The 13,989-nt window shown below is 61.5% G+C and carries 16 protein-coding genes; 13 read left to right on the top strand and 3 right to left on the bottom strand.

The window, feature by feature from the left end:
* The first annotated feature begins 32 nt into the window (after positions 1 to 32).
* The 13 genes from LDN85_RS09985 to LDN85_RS09925 all read left to right on the top strand — a co-directional run bounded on the left by LDN85_RS09985 (position 33) and on the right by LDN85_RS09925 (position 12,381).
* Positions 33 to 1,358: an extracellular solute-binding protein gene (locus tag LDN85_RS09985; protein WP_223945294.1), complete on the top strand. Its 1,326-nt coding sequence runs from the start codon at positions 33 to 35 to the stop codon at positions 1,356 to 1,358.
* 14 nt (positions 1,359 to 1,372) lie between these two features.
* Positions 1,373 to 2,332 (top strand): sugar ABC transporter permease, encoded by a 960-nt coding sequence (locus tag LDN85_RS09980; protein ID WP_223945293.1) that lies wholly within the window; start codon positions 1,373 to 1,375, stop codon positions 2,330 to 2,332.
* On the top strand, positions 2,333 to 3,217 hold the full coding sequence (locus LDN85_RS09975; RefSeq protein ID WP_346347065.1) for a carbohydrate ABC transporter permease: 885 nt from the start codon (positions 2,333 to 2,335) through the stop codon (positions 3,215 to 3,217).
* Positions 3,218 to 3,260: 43 nt separating this feature from the next.
* The gene (locus LDN85_RS09970; RefSeq protein ID WP_223945291.1) at positions 3,261 to 4,001 is read left to right on the top strand and encodes a sugar phosphate isomerase/epimerase; all 741 of its coding nucleotides are present in this window, start codon (positions 3,261 to 3,263) and stop codon (positions 3,999 to 4,001) included.
* Positions 4,002 to 4,540: 539 nt separating this feature from the next.
* On the top strand, positions 4,541 to 5,461 hold the full coding sequence (locus LDN85_RS09965; RefSeq protein WP_223945290.1) for an alpha/beta hydrolase fold domain-containing protein: 921 nt from the start codon (positions 4,541 to 4,543) through the stop codon (positions 5,459 to 5,461).
* A gap of 59 nt (positions 5,462 to 5,520) precedes the next feature.
* Entirely contained in the window at positions 5,521 to 5,799 is a 279-nt protein-coding gene (locus tag LDN85_RS09960) for a hypothetical protein (RefSeq protein WP_223945289.1), read from the top strand.
* Positions 5,800 to 5,877: 78 nt separating this feature from the next.
* Entirely contained in the window at positions 5,878 to 6,702 is an 825-nt protein-coding gene (locus LDN85_RS09955; RefSeq protein ID WP_223945288.1) for a polyphosphate--glucose phosphotransferase, read from the top strand.
* A 21-nt stretch (positions 6,703 to 6,723) separates the two neighbouring features.
* The gene (locus tag LDN85_RS09950; RefSeq protein WP_223945287.1) at positions 6,724 to 7,932 is read left to right on the top strand and encodes a Gfo/Idh/MocA family oxidoreductase; all 1,209 of its coding nucleotides are present in this window, start codon (positions 6,724 to 6,726) and stop codon (positions 7,930 to 7,932) included.
* Between the two features lies 1 nt (position 7,933).
* Positions 7,934 to 8,935 (top strand): sugar phosphate isomerase/epimerase family protein, encoded by a 1,002-nt coding sequence (locus LDN85_RS09945; RefSeq protein ID WP_223945286.1) that lies wholly within the window; start codon positions 7,934 to 7,936, stop codon positions 8,933 to 8,935.
* A 763-nt stretch (positions 8,936 to 9,698) separates the two neighbouring features.
* Complete coding sequence (locus LDN85_RS09940; RefSeq protein WP_223945285.1) at positions 9,699 to 10,031, top strand: cyclophilin-like fold protein; 333 nt, start codon at positions 9,699 to 9,701, stop codon at positions 10,029 to 10,031.
* Between the two features lie 18 nt (positions 10,032 to 10,049).
* Positions 10,050 to 11,069: an SDR family NAD(P)-dependent oxidoreductase gene (locus LDN85_RS09935; RefSeq protein ID WP_223945284.1), complete on the top strand. Its 1,020-nt coding sequence runs from the start codon at positions 10,050 to 10,052 to the stop codon at positions 11,067 to 11,069.
* Positions 11,070 to 11,135: 66 nt separating this feature from the next.
* On the top strand, positions 11,136 to 11,894 hold the full coding sequence (locus LDN85_RS09930) for a hypothetical protein (protein WP_223945283.1): 759 nt from the start codon (positions 11,136 to 11,138) through the stop codon (positions 11,892 to 11,894).
* Entirely contained in the window at positions 11,887 to 12,381 is a 495-nt protein-coding gene (locus tag LDN85_RS09925) for a DUF6644 family protein (RefSeq protein ID WP_223945282.1), read from the top strand. The genes LDN85_RS09930 and LDN85_RS09925 overlap by 8 nt, the downstream gene beginning before the upstream one ends.
* A gap of 262 nt (positions 12,382 to 12,643) precedes the next feature.
* On the opposite strand, the gene LDN85_RS09920 is transcribed toward LDN85_RS09925, so the two are convergent.
* The 3 genes from LDN85_RS09920 to LDN85_RS09910 form a co-directional block, all read right to left on the bottom strand.
* On the bottom strand, positions 12,644 to 12,889 hold the full coding sequence (locus LDN85_RS09920) for a transposase (protein ID WP_223945514.1): 246 nt from the start codon (positions 12,887 to 12,889) through the stop codon (positions 12,644 to 12,646).
* Entirely contained in the window at positions 12,844 to 13,092 is a 249-nt protein-coding gene (locus tag LDN85_RS09915; protein WP_223945451.1) for a transposase, read from the bottom strand. Before LDN85_RS09915 ends, LDN85_RS09920 begins: the two co-directional genes overlap by 46 nt.
* Before the next feature lie 195 nt (positions 13,093 to 13,287).
* On the bottom strand, positions 13,288 to 13,692 hold the full coding sequence (locus tag LDN85_RS09910; protein ID WP_263422088.1) for a transposase: 405 nt from the start codon (positions 13,690 to 13,692) through the stop codon (positions 13,288 to 13,290).
* Positions 13,693 to 13,989 lie beyond the last annotated feature (297 nt).

Raw genomic sequence — 13,989 nt, 5'->3', positions numbered from 1 at the left:
CCGGGGACACCAGGTCCGAAAAGGAAAGAGCAATGATGAATCCCAACAGCATTACCGCGAAATCAGTCTCACGCCGTGGCTTTCTCGGACTCACGGCCGCAGCTGCCGCAGTCCCGCTTCTCGCCGCTTGCGGCGCAGGATCCTCCCAAGGCGGCGGGTCGGGCGCTGGGGCCACAGTGAAGTTCTGGGACATGCCATGGGGGCCGGCCTCCTACACGGAAGCAGCCAAAAAGATCACGGAATCGTACGCACCTGAAGGCGGAAAAGCCAAGGCTGCCTACCAGTCGATCCCATGGACCAACTACTACCAGACCTTCTCTTCGGCCATCGCGTCCAAGACGGGGCCTGCAGTGTCCACCGGCGCCGGCTTCCAGGCCTTCCAGTTCGAAGAGCAGAACCAGATCGCTTATGCCGACAACGTCATCGCGGAATTAAAAAAGAACGGGATGTTCGATGACTTCCTCCCCGGCGTGCTCGAACCCTTCGAGTCCGACAAGGGCTACATCGCCATCCCCTGGCAGCTGGACCCGCGCGTCTTCTGGTACCGCAAGTCACTCTTCGAGCAGGCAGGAACCGAGCTTCCCAAGGACTGGCCCACACTGCTGGAAGCCGGCAAGAAACTTAAGGCAATCGGAGCATTCGCCTTCGGTACCGGCGCCGGCGCGGGAAATAACATCGGAGTCCAGTCCGTGATCCAGATGTTGCTCAACAACGGCGGCGGCCTGTTTACCAAGGACGGCCAGCCGGATGCCCTTAACGACCGTAACGTCGAGGCCGTGGAGTTCATCCGTGAACTCGTGTCCAACGGGATCGTGGACCCGGCCGCGCTGAGCTACAACGAGGACAGCCTCACCACCCAGTGGAGGGACAAGAAGATCGCCTTCGGCACCCACTCCCCCGGCCTTCCCGCTCGCGCCGGGGACACCACGGGTGACATCTTGGTGGCGGATCCACTCACGGGCCCGCATGGCGACAAAGCAACCCTCACGTACGGCAACAACATCATGATGTACAAGAACACCCCGTCGCAGGAGTCTTCTGAAGCATTCCTGATTTACTACCTGGGCCAGCTGAAGGAATTGTGGAAGCAGGGCTTGGTCGGAGCGATGCCGGTGTTCAAATCCATCACGGAACTTCCCGAGTTCCAGAAGGATGCCAACAACGTCAAGATCATCAAAGACTGGCAGCCGATCTCCAAGTCATTCAGCGCCCAAGGTACTAGGCTCTTCGCCGACCTGGCAGCTGTAGAGGGCGGTCAGTTCCTTGGCCAGTTCACGCAGACGGTCCTTGGTGGTAAGACCGATGCGAAGACCGCTCTGCGTGAATTGCAGACCGGCATCGAATCCGTAACGAAATAGTAAAGGCTGAAACGTTGTCCTCGTTCACAGCACGTACCGGCCTGGACCGGGCCCGCAGGGGCGTAGCCCCCGGCGGGTCCGGTCTACCGGGAAACCGCAAGAGCAAACTCAGCACGCAGACCCGCCGGACCTTCTTCTGGCTGTTGTTGCCATCGGTGGTTTTGCTGGTACTCATCCATGCCTATCCCCTCATCTATGCCGGAGTGCAGGCTACTCACGACGGTTCACTGATCGAGACCGGCAACTTCATCGGGGTGGAAAACTTCGCCAGCGTGCTCTCCTCTGAAGCGTTCTGGAAGGCCGCACGTTTCACCTTGCTCTTCACTGTCGTCGGAGTGTTCGGCTCCTGGCTTGTCGGAATAGGGCTGGCCCTGCTGTTGCGTACCAAGATCCCGGGGAACGGAATCTTCAAGGTGCTGCTGCTCCTGCCCTGGGTAGTGCCGATCGTGGTCTCCGCGGCCGCTTGGAACTGGTTGGTAGCAACGCCTGACAGTCCCGTTCCCGCCCTGTTTCGCAGCTTGGGCCTGGGTACCCCCCTGTTTCTGGCCGACCCTGCCTTGGCCGCCATTACCGTCATGATCTTCAAGGTGTGGGTCAGCTTCCCGTTCATGATGATGATGACGTCCTCCGCCCTGGCTTCCGTCGACACTTCCGTTTACGAAGCTGCCAGCATGGATGGCGCCAGTCGCTGGCAGCAGCTTAGCCAAATCACGCTGCCGCTGATCGCCCGCTCCACCTATATCAGCTGGATCCTTATGACGATCTTCTGTGTCAATGACTTCCCCACCATTTACCTGCTCACCGGTGGCGGTCCCGTCGACGCGACTACGTCCCTCGTGGTTCTGGCTTACCGCACGGTGTTCCAGAACTTCCAAACAGGCCCGGGCGTGGCCATCGCCTTCCTCATGACGGTCACCCTCGTCGTGGTGTCGGTCCTTCTCTACCGCCAGATCCGAAAGTCGAGCGTCGAATAAATGAATGCAGTACTGCATACACCCGCCGAAACTGGCCAGGCCACCGGAACCACAAGCAAACCCCCGGTACTTCCTGAAGCCGGGACTCGGGGTCGCTGGTGGAGATTCGTCCTGGTTCTCATCCTCACCGCCATCGTTCTCGTTCCTATCATGGTGACGATAGTTCTCTCGTTGACACCAGGTCCTACAGGTACCGCCACAGGTTTTACCTTGGAAAACTTCGGCTACATCTTCTCCGAAACCCTTGCCACCACTTGGCTGCAGAACAGCCTGATCACGACGTTGGCGACGGTTGTCGTATCTGTAGCCGTGGCAGCACCGGCCGGCTACGTCCTCTCCCGCGGCAGGAGCAAAGCAGTCTCCGGCTACTCACTGCTCCTGTTTGTGATGCAGTCCCTGCCCATCATCACCTCAGTAGTACCGCTGTTCATCCTCTTCGCCGGGATGGGCCTGGTGGACAACCTTCTGGGCCTGACCATCATCTATGTCGGGTCCACGATGACCGTGGCAACTTGGATGATGGCCGCCTACTTCGACTCCATTCCCATGAGCCTGGAGGAAGCAGCATGGATCGACGGGTGTTCGGTCTTCGGGTCCTTTACCAAGGTCGTACTGCGCAACTCCCTGCCGGGAGTGCTCTCCACAGCGATTTTCGCGTTCCTGCTCGCATGGAACGACTACCTCGTAGCCATCGTGTTCCTTCGATCAACCGAGATCATTACTCTGCCCTTGGGCGTCCAGTCATTCTTCCAACAGAACCTCACCGACTGGAGTTCAGTCATGGCCCTCGCCGTCGTGATGATGGTCCCGCCCATCATCCTCTTCGCCACCTTGAACAAGTACTTCAGCGTCGGCGGCATCGGCGGATCCCTTGCTGGACGCTAACACACACCACAAGGTTCGAAGCCTCAAGACGTCAAAGGAAAACATGTCCTACTCCCTCCAGCTATACACGCTGCGTAATTCCCTTCAGGAAGACCTGCCAGGCACCATCAGGAAAGTCGCCGCTATCGGCTACACGAAAGTGGAACCGTACAACTTCGTCGCCACCGTCAAGGAACTCGGTGCCGCGCTGAAGGAGAACGGAATTGCGGCTCCTTCCGGACACGCTCCGCTCTTAAGCCAGGACCAGGATGAGATCTTTGCAGCAGCAAAAGAACTGGGCATCACGACAGTTATCGATCCGTTCCTGCCGCCCGAACACTGGCAGGACCGGGAAACGATTCAAGCTACAGCGGAGAAACTTAATGCCGCGGCCCGGAAGGGGGCCGATTACGGCATCCGCGTTGGTTACCACAACCATGCCTGGGAACTGGAGAGCACCATCGACGGCGACACGGCCCTTGAGTACTTCTCCAGCTTGTTGGATCCGGAAGTTGTCCTGGAAATCGACACGTACTGGGCGGCCGTGGGCGGGCAAAACGTCGTGGATCTGCTGACCCGGCTCGGCAACCGAGTGAGGCTCATCCACATCAAGGATGGGCCAATCACCACCGATACTTCGGCCCAGCTGCCTGCCGGCGACGGGGCAATGCGTGTGACTGACATCCTCCGGGCAGCAGAGCACCTGGAAACAGGTGTAGTCGAATTTGACGACTACACCGGGGACCTCTTCGAGGGCATCAGCAGGTCCTTGACATTTCTTTCCGACATCGATCTCGGCCAATAGCGGGCAACACGTCTACTCGGAGCTCCGCCGGGCACGAGGGCGGAGGAATGCTCAGTTCATGGGCACATAGGAGCCGATCCACCCCGGTCAAGCAGACGGCATGGATGGGCGGCTGTCACTAAAGGTAAGGACCTACATTGCCTGATTTCCTGCCAGGAAAGTCCTACGTGACAGCCCCCTGGCAACCCATTGACGACTGGACAGCGCTTAAGAGTCAAGACGTCGAAATCTTCAGAAACGGGAGCCTGATAGACCATGGCCGAGTCGATGACGTTGCCACTGATGGATCGATGTTGTGGTTGATGCACGACGGAGTCTTGAGCAGGCGCATCATCGAAAATCTGCCGGGAACCTTTGTCCGCCACGCAGCTTAGAGACGTCCGCGGATCAACGCCCTCAAAACAGAGAGTGGCCTTGGAGACAAAACCGCTGTTTCGGATGTGTTCTTGCCCCTGCTCAAGTCCCGGCATTCAGAGTTCCAGCACCCTCTTGAGTGTCTGCCCGAAAAACCACCCAGATGCCTCGAAAAGGAATAGATCATGACAGAAAACGCTGTCCACGCCGAAAACCGGCGGCTCCAAGGGCCTTACGGGGAAATCCCTGTCCGCCTCTATAACCCGGCCGGACCGCGCCCCGAGCCGCTCGGCCTGGTGTGGTGTCACGGCGGAGCGTTTATCTACGGCGATCTCGATATGGCCGAGAGCGATTGGGTAGCCACAACTCTGGCCGAGGCCGGGATTTCTGTCGTCGCTGTTGACTACCGACTCGCCCCGGTGCCTCAGTGGGCTCTGGACCTCGACGTCGAACCAGGCACCGGTGACGCCTACTACCCCGTAGCGATCGACGAAATCGAGGCCGTCCTGGATTGGGCGAACACAGAACTTCATTTGCAGAGTCCCGCGGGTTGGGCGCTTGGCGGAGCAAGCGCTGGGGGAACACTCACCGCAGGATTGACTCTGCGCCTACGCGATCAGGGCCTCGCCATGCCCTCCAGGCTGCTTCTTGCCTACCCCCTCCTGCACCCAGCCTTGCCGAAGTTCAGCACCGAGCTGCAGATCAAGCTCGCCGCAACTACGCCGGGCACCGGCATACCTCTCACGCCGCAAGGCGTCGAAGGCCTGACTCTCAATTACGTAAATGGAAACCCTCAACAATTAGCCGACCCGTATGCGTTCCCTGGCGGACATGATCTAACCGGTTTTCCACCGACGTTCGTGCTCAATTCGGACGTCGATACCATTCGCTCCTCCGGCGACGCGTTTGCCGCCGAACTCGCCGGCGCGGGCGTCGACCTGCTAACCGTCAGAGAACACGGAACCGACCACGGACACCTGAACGAACCCACGACCGTCGGTGCCCAACGCAGCGTCCAACGCATGATCGAGTGGCTCACCTCGCCGTGGGCCTACAGCCAGCCCACCGATAGCTCGCTGTCGCAGACAGAAGCATCAGTCCGATGAACCGCCCCGTCAGCCCTCACACTTCTTCTGCCCGTTCATTCAACAGCCCAGGAGGGCTCATGTCCCACGACACCGATCGGCCGCCCATGAATGGAGCCGACCTCCCTCAACTCAACGAATCGACCGGCCAACCACCGGTTTCGCTGTCCGTTCAGGTCGCGACAGATGACAACGCACACAGCCGGGACCAGAAGATCAGTAAAGCCGTCGACCGCCTGATGCCGCTAGCATTCGAACGGAGACACGGAATCCTGGTCACCCAACAAGCCCTCGACTTGTACATAATCCAAGTCGATCCGAGCGTGCCTTGCGGCACCATCCATGAAAAGCGCCACTGAAGCAACCAGAACGATATCAAGCACGGCGCTCACGTTCGCCTACCCTGCCTCCTTGCTCCTGCGTCGAACGGAAGTCATATGGACGAGAACTCATACCAGCACAAGCCACTGATCGGTATTGACATTGGAGGCACCGCTATCAAGGGCGGCATAGTCAATGTGCAAGACGGCAGGCTCCTTGGTGAACCATTCCGTGTACCCACACCGCAGCCAGCCACGCCCCAAGCCATCGCCGAATCAGTCTCCAGGGTCGCCGACGAGCTCTCTGCCCGCCCTGAAGCCCCTGAACCCGGCACCCCCATGGGCGTAACCTTTCCGGGCATCATCCAGCGCGGCGTGGTTCGCTCCGCTGCCAACGTAGACAAGAGTTGGCTGAACACCAATATTGAAGCCCTGCTATCGGCCCGTCTGGGTCTACCCGTCGAAGTCATCAATGATGCCGACGCTGCCGGGCTTGCAGAAGCACGCTACGGCGCTGGGGCTGGAGTCGCCGGTACCGTCCTCGTGATCACTTTAGGCACTGGAATTGGCTCAGCATTTATCTCCGACGGAAGACTGGTTCCCAACACGGAATTGGGTCACCTTGAGATCGATGGCCACAACGCCGAAAGCAAGGCCTCGGCCGCTGCCCGTGAAAGAGCCGGATTGTCGTGGAACGAATACAGTCTTCTGCTGCAACGCTACCTTTCCCACATCGAGTTCTTGTTCTCCCCTGAACTCGTCATCGTAGGAGGCGGCATTTCCGAGCGGGCACACGACTACTTGCCCCATATCAAGCTACGCGTGCCCATCGTGCCGGCAGTTCTTCGCAACGAAGCGGGCATCATCGGAGCCGCTGGCGAAGCTGCGTCCAATCATCAGGCAATCCTGTCGCATTGGGCCCCGGCAACAGACACCTTCTAAGATTCAGCAAGGAAACACACCATGACAACCCCCGCCCGGTCTGACCAGACGCCTTCCCCGACCACCCACCCGAAATCCGTTCCGTTAGGGGTGGCCGCAATCGGATACGCCTTCATGGGCAAGGCCCATTCAAATGCGTGGCGGAACGTGGCCAGTTTCTTCAATGTCCCGGCCTTCGAGCAGAAAGTGCTCGTGGGACGCGACGCCTCCGCTGTGGCCGAGGCGGCTGCCAAGTACGGCTGGGCCGAGTCCGCCACGGACTGGCGTTCCGTGATCGAGCGGGACGACATCCACATCATCGATGTCTGCGCCCCAGGCTGGATGCACGCCGAAATCGCCATTGCCGCCCTCGAGGCGGGCAAGCACGTGCTCGTGGAGAAGCCACTGGCGAACACGTTAGCCGAAGCGGAGTTGATGACAGCGGCTGCTGCCGAGGCGCGCGCCCGCGGCGTGCAGTCGATGATCGGCTTCAACTACCGCCGCGTCCCTGCCCTGGCCCTGGCCCGTGAACTGATCGCCGAAGGCCGGCTAGGGACTATCCGGCATGTTCGGGCCGCGTACTTGCAGGACTGGCTCAGCGATGCTGAATCCCCGATGAGTTGGCGGCTGCGGAGGGAAACGGCTGGTTCCGGGGCATTGGGTGACATCGCCTCGCACGCGATTGACCAGATCCAGTACCTGACGGGGCAAACCGCGCTGGAAGCGTCGGGGATGCTGAAGACCTTCGTAACCGAGCGTCCCGGACCAGGCGGACCCGAAGCCGTCACGGTCGACGACGCGGTGTGGGCAACCTTCTGGCTTACCGGGGACCTGGGCGCTTCCGTTGAGGCGTCCCGGGTCGCGACCGGCCAAAAGAACAGTCTGAAGATCGAGGTCTACGGCACCGCCGGCTCCCTGATGTTTGATCTGGAGAACCTGAACGAACTCCAGTTCCTGGACGCCACTGCACCTGTCCGGGAGCAGGGGTTCCGGAGGATCCTGGTCAACGAACCAGAGCACCCGTACCTCGAAGCCTGGTGGCCGCAGGGCCACATCATTGGCTGGGAACACACCTTCACACACCAGATCCGCGACTTCCTCACCGCGATCGCCGCCGGTGAGTCGCCGTCGCCGTCGTTCGAAGACGGGCTGCAAGTCCAACGCGTCCTCGACGCTGTGGAAACCTCAGCAAAGAACAAGAGCACCATCACCGCCGTAGAACACAACTCACTCATCGCTGAAGGAGCCTGACATGCCCCGCCCGTACACCTTGTTCACCGGCCAGTGGGCCGACCTCCCGTTCGAGGAAGTCGCCCGCCTCGCCTCGGGCTGGGGCTACGACGGCCTGGAAATCGCCGTCTCCGGAGACCACCTGGACGCCTGGCGCTGGGACGAACCCGGCTACGTCGACTCCAAACTCGCCATCCTGGAAAAGTACAACCTCAAAGTCTGGGCCATCTCCAACCACCTCAAAGGCCAAGCAGTCTGCGATGACCCCATCGACTTCCGCCACGAAGCCATCGTCGGCTCCCGTGTCTGGGGCGACGGGGAACCCGAAGGCGTCCGCCAACGCGCCGCAGAAGAAATGAAACACACCGCCCGCCTCGCCAAGGCACTCGGCGTGGACACCGTAGTCGGGTTCACCGGCTCCTCCATCTGGCAATACGTCGCCATGTTCCCGCCCGTCCCCGAAAAAGTCATCGAGGCCGGCTACCAGGACTTCGCCGACCGCTGGAACCCCATCCTGGACGTCTTCGACGAAAACGGGGTCCGCTTCGCCCACGAAGTCCACCCCAGTGAGATCGCCTACGACTACTGGACCACCGTCCGCACCCTCGAAGCGATCGGCCACCGGCCCGCGTTCGGACTGAACTGGGACCCCTCCCACTTCATGTGGCAAGGCATCGACCCCGTCTCCTTCATCTGGGACTTCAAAGACCGGATCTACCACGTGGACTGCAAAGACACCAAGCTCCGCCCCACCGGCCGGAACACCGTCATGGGCTCCCACCTGCCCTGGGGCGACCCCCGCCGCGGCTGGGACTTCGTCTCCGCCGGACGCGGCGACGTGCCCTGGGAATCGTCCTTCCGCGCCCTCACCGCCATCGGCTACGACGGACCCATCTCTGTTGAGTGGGAAGACGCCGGCATGGACCGCCTCCACGGCGCCCCCGAAGCCCTCGCCGCCCTGAAAAAGTTTGACTTCCCCGCCTCACAAACCAGCTTCGACGCCGCCTTCAGCAGCAAAGACTAGCGCGTGGCTGAGGCAGAAGCGCACGACGACGGCGGGTTCGTTGAGCAGCTCTTAGCCCCCAACATAGCGACCCAAGATCTGATGAGAACAAGACGTATCGGTTCGCACTTGGTCCTTTCTAGTCGGCTGCGGCAAGGACAGATCACCCTCCGACCTGACGTGAGAAAGCGTCACGAAAGGCCTATATCTGCAAACTGCTCGGCGTCGGCGTGCTCCGTAGTCACCGAGGGAGTAGTCAGCTTCTTCCAAACCGCCTCTGCACATTTGTAGTGTCGCGTCGATGACGATGGTTAGGCCAAATTCGAAGCACACGGTCCACCACAGCTGCTGAAGTCTCTTGGAGGGAATGGCATTACATGGTGCACTTGCCGATCGCAGTCATGTCGATTGGGGCGCCCAAATGAAATTCGGACGTAGGCCAAACAAGGGACGGTGAACGGTCGATTCATGTGTGCACAACGTCAACACCCCTTTGGCCTGGCAAAGCATCGGCAGCCCGGTCTCCCCACGCCAAAAACGAACCGAATCCAGGATCTTTGACGGGAGTCGTTGAGGGTCATGTTGCCCTCAGTTCATCTACGCTTGGCTCCGGGATTGACGACTCCTCGTGGCTCCCTCTTCTGAACTACGCAGCCACGGAGCCCGCGCGATCGCAGGGTTGGGAGTCCCTCCTGATACCCCTCTCGGCAGGGACTCCCTCTGTGCGGGTTCTCCGTGTTCTATGGACGGAGTACTGCTCCAACCGATCTGTAAGGAATCCACGATGCGACTGCCCGGAACTGCCGCCGACAACGCGTTCACGTTGCCGCTGCTCCTTGCCAGATGCAGCACACCGCCCTCAGGCGAGAGCCCAAGGCCTCCGCGCACAGAGGCCGCGTCGCCGAGCAGAAGCGCCACTTCTTCAACCACACCCTCATCTCGGGCACCGGAGTCCCCGGGCACGTTCTCCTACAGGCCGTGGGGCAACCTCGGATTCTTCTACAACGCCGAGGGGAGCACCTTCTCGAACGACTTGACCAAGATCGGCGAAACCGAGGACATCGTCCAGATCAAGTTGCGGGACGGGCAGCAGGTCACCATCGCGGTGGCAGGCTGAATGAAGAAAATGACTAGAGTGACGCTCGATACGAGGTCTCTGACCAGACGCGTCTTCCTGTTGTCAGGAGCAGCGCTTGGCGCGGGGATTCTGGCAGGCTGCACCAGCACTCCACCGCAGGACTCCTCGTCGGCCGCACCCACGAACTCTGCGCCCAACCCGGCTGAGACCACCGCCGACGGGATACGCGCTCAGGGCGACCGGTACGGAATCGGCCAGTACAACACCCAGCAGGTTGCCGACGAGCTGGTGTGGATCGACGAGAATGTGCAGCCGCTCAAGGGCGGGCAGCAAAAGCGCGTCCTCATTACCGGGTCCACCGCCGGCGCCGGACAGCTTGCGTCCGCATATCTCTTGAAGCGCGGGCACACAGTCGTCGCGCACGCCCGGAACGAGCAGCGCGCCGCCGACGCGCGCCGCGACCTGCCGGGCCTTGAGGATGTCGTGATCGGCGACCTTCTCGACCTCGACCAGACGAAAGCGCTGGCAGAGCAGATCAACGCCCTCGGCGACTTCGACGCGATCATCCAAAACGCCGGCGAATATGGGCTCCCCGACCGCGAGCTGCTCAACTCCAACTCACTCTCGCCGTACCTCCTCACCGCGCTGGTGCCCCCTCCGCAGCAGCTGATCTACCTCAGTTCCGACCTGCACCTCGGCGGCAGCCTGAAGCTCAACGAGGTGCGCTCTGGCGACGGTATCGGCTACGGCGACAGCAAGCTGCACATGGCGATGATCGCCACCGCTGCGGCCCGCGTATGGCCCGGACGGCGGGTCAATGCCGTCGCACCCGGCTGGATCCCCACCCTGATGGGCTTCCACAACGGCAACATCTCTACCCCTGACAGCCTGCGGGGCGGCTACATGACCCAGGTCTGGCTCGCCGAAGGGGTAGAGCCAGGTAGCGGCGTCACCGGCGGGTTCCTCTTCCACCAGCAACTCGACACGCGCGTGAATCAGCTCGTGCACGACTCCCAGGCGCAGGAGCAGCTGCTGGCCGCCTACGCCGAGCGGACCGGCGTCCCATTCCCCGCATAAAGCTGAGCTGCAGCACCAGCCCCGCCGGACGAATTCCACACACCCATCACGTAAGGATCGACGACCATGACCATCTCCACGCACACCGAACGAACACGTCGTCGCGGTCTTCTAGCCACGGCGGCCCTCCTCGTCACGGCAGGGATGGCACTGGTCCCAGTATCCCCGGCCGCCGCGCATCACGGCTGGGACGGCTTCGAGACCAACAACCTCGTCTACATCGCCGGCACCGTCTCGTCCGAGGGGAGCTGGGGCGACCCACATTCGCATTTCGATGTCACGCTGGATGCCCAGCTGCCGGCCAACACCCCTGACCTGCCGATCCCCGAGGAGCTGTCAGGCCCGGAGGACAGTGTTCGGGTCGAATCCGCCGTTGGGTATGACGGGCCCCACCACGAGCTTGAAGTCATCATCGCCCCGCCGTGGTGGTCCAGCAGCAATGGTCTGGACCGCACCCTGCGGGTCGCAGAACGCTTCCAGGGCGTCGGATACATCAACAGCACCGATGACGGACTATTCCGCCCGGTCGCGTTCTGGTATGGAGACGACAATGCGCCCGTCAACCAGGTGATCGGCAACACGCTCCCCGTCAGGGCACCGCTGCCAGGCACAGCGCAGGCAAGCGACGCACCCACCGGAGTGCCGTCCACAGTCGGGGATCCCACGGAGCTGACCCCGCCCGCACAGGATGCCGACAACAGCAGCGGCCCAGGGACGTGGGTCGTCTGGACGGTGTTTGCCGCCGTCGTGGTCGCGGCAGCCATGGGCAGCGTCTTCTACATACGCCGGCGCACCCGCCACGTTGAACGGAACCAGGATGCCTGAACGGCTTGAACTGATCCTGCGCTGGCTGCAGGACTCCATGCTCGGTGACGCCGTGCGTTCCACCCCCTTCATGTACCCAACGCTCGAGAGCCTCCACATCCTCGGAATCGCAATGCTCGTCGGTCCGGCTTTCGCGTTCGACCTCCGCCTGCTGGGCGCCGGGCGTTCCCTGGTATCCGTCACGAAAGCCGCACGCTATCTCTTGCCCATGTCCCACATCGGCCTAGCCATCGCCGTCGTGACAGGCATCTTGATGTTCAGCGCGCAGGCCGTCGGCGTCGCGGGCTCAGGTGCTGCGCCGTGGAAGCTCGGACTCTTGGTCCTAGCCGGACTGAACGTCATCGTGTTTCACCGCAGTGTCTACCGTCGAGTCCCTGAGTGGGCAGAGGCCGATACGACACCGGCCGCAGCCCGCATCTCGGCGGTCGTATCGATGTCCACGTGGACGGGCGTGATCTTCGCGGGACGATTCCTGGCCTACATCTGATGAACCCGCGCCGTGAATGCGACCAAGTCATCAACGGCACGTCTGATATGTAGGTTCTGGTGTCAAGAGGGCATGGATGAGCGGCTCCTGGGTTTGTTCGGGGGCCGCTCATCCTGTGCCGGTCGGTTGTGTTCGGAAGTGCGGGCGAGTCGTTATCGACGGCAGTGTCAGACTGATATTCGCGGGTTGATTACCGCATGACGATGTTCGGCTGGAGCTCTGCTAGGTGTCTAAGGTCGAGCGTCGGCGGTTGTGTTTCGGGTTAGGCCACAGTCATGCGGTCTCCTTGCTGGAGCGGTGCGGCCAGTGACCAGCACCAGCCCGCGAGTTCGCGGGCGATCGCGGTGTTGGCCTTGACGGACGGTTTGTGCGGTTCATCGAGATGTTCCCACTTGTGTTGGGGCCGGAGGTTTCCTTCGAGGGCACGGATCCGGGTTGCCGAGCCGACGAGATCAAGTTGGCTCAGTAGCCGTTCGCCGGGCCGGGCATATGGGCTTCGGTGCTGCAAAACCGCTTCGACCAGGAGCTTTCGTGCGTACGTGTGTTCCCGGCTTTCGTGATCGGACCCACCTGCCGGGATTGGCCTGAGGAAATTTCGCTGGGGTCGAGTCCGAGGTAAGAGCCGATCGATTTTCCGGTGAAGCGGGTCCAGTCTCCTATTTCCACGGCCAGCCCGAACGCTGTCGTTGTCCGAATCCCGCGCAGACACATTAACGCGTAGATGACCTGGGTGTCGCGGCAAGCCTTGGCGGTGGCCGAGATGTGTCTGTCGATCCGGGACAAATGCCCGGCGAGCAGTTCGGCCTGCTCGATATGCGCTTCGTAGGTGAACTGCAGCGGCGGTTGGTCAAAGTGTTGGCGGTGCAGCCACAGGTAGTGTTCCTTCGTCCACCGGGCGTCCTTGAGCTAGCGGATGCCGTGGCGCAAAAGGATGGCGTTCACGGGCTGCCGGACGTGTGCGAGGTCCTTGGCAGTGCCCGAGCGGAGCCGGTGCAGATCCCGGAGTGCTTCCTCGTCCAGGTTGGGGACGCGGGCCTCGGTCACTGAGCCGACCGCGAGTATCTCGGCCAGCACCAGGGCGTCCCGCCGGTCGGTTCTGACTCTGTCGCCAGAAGCTCGCAACAGGTTCGAGGAAGCTGCCACTACGCAGTCGATGCCCTGCGCCCGTAGGAACCGGGCCAGGACGAACCCGGTTGGGCCTGATTCGTAGACAACCTTGACTGGCGGCTCGAACCGATGGACCCAGTCCAGGACCACGGGTGGTTCAGCGACCATCGTGTGGGTGCTGATTTTTCCGGTACTCGGATTCATCGCGTGGCCAACGATATTAACCGCGTGAACATCGAGCCCGATGAAAGTATGCTCAAACACAGCCGGGACCTCCCAAGCTTCACATGTGGCACTACCATTGCACCCCCGATGAGCCATCCGGCCAAGGGCACCGTTAGTGGCAACCTACGGAACATGTGACAGAGAAGGCCCCGACCGTCCGCGCAAAGGACATCACCACCGGGGAATTAGGCCCGGAAACGCCGCCGTCCACTCAGTGGCAACCGAACAGATAAGGCCGGCGCTGCCGGACCGCCCCGGCGACATGCCCTCAGACCG

The sequence above is a fragment of the Arthrobacter sp. StoSoilB20 genome, assembly GCF_019977295.1.
GTDB classification, from domain to species: Bacteria; Actinomycetota; Actinomycetes; order Actinomycetales; family Micrococcaceae; genus Arthrobacter; species Arthrobacter nicotinovorans_A.
Note: the sequence above shows the minus strand (reverse complement) of the source record. Positions and strands in the feature narration are given on the sequence as shown.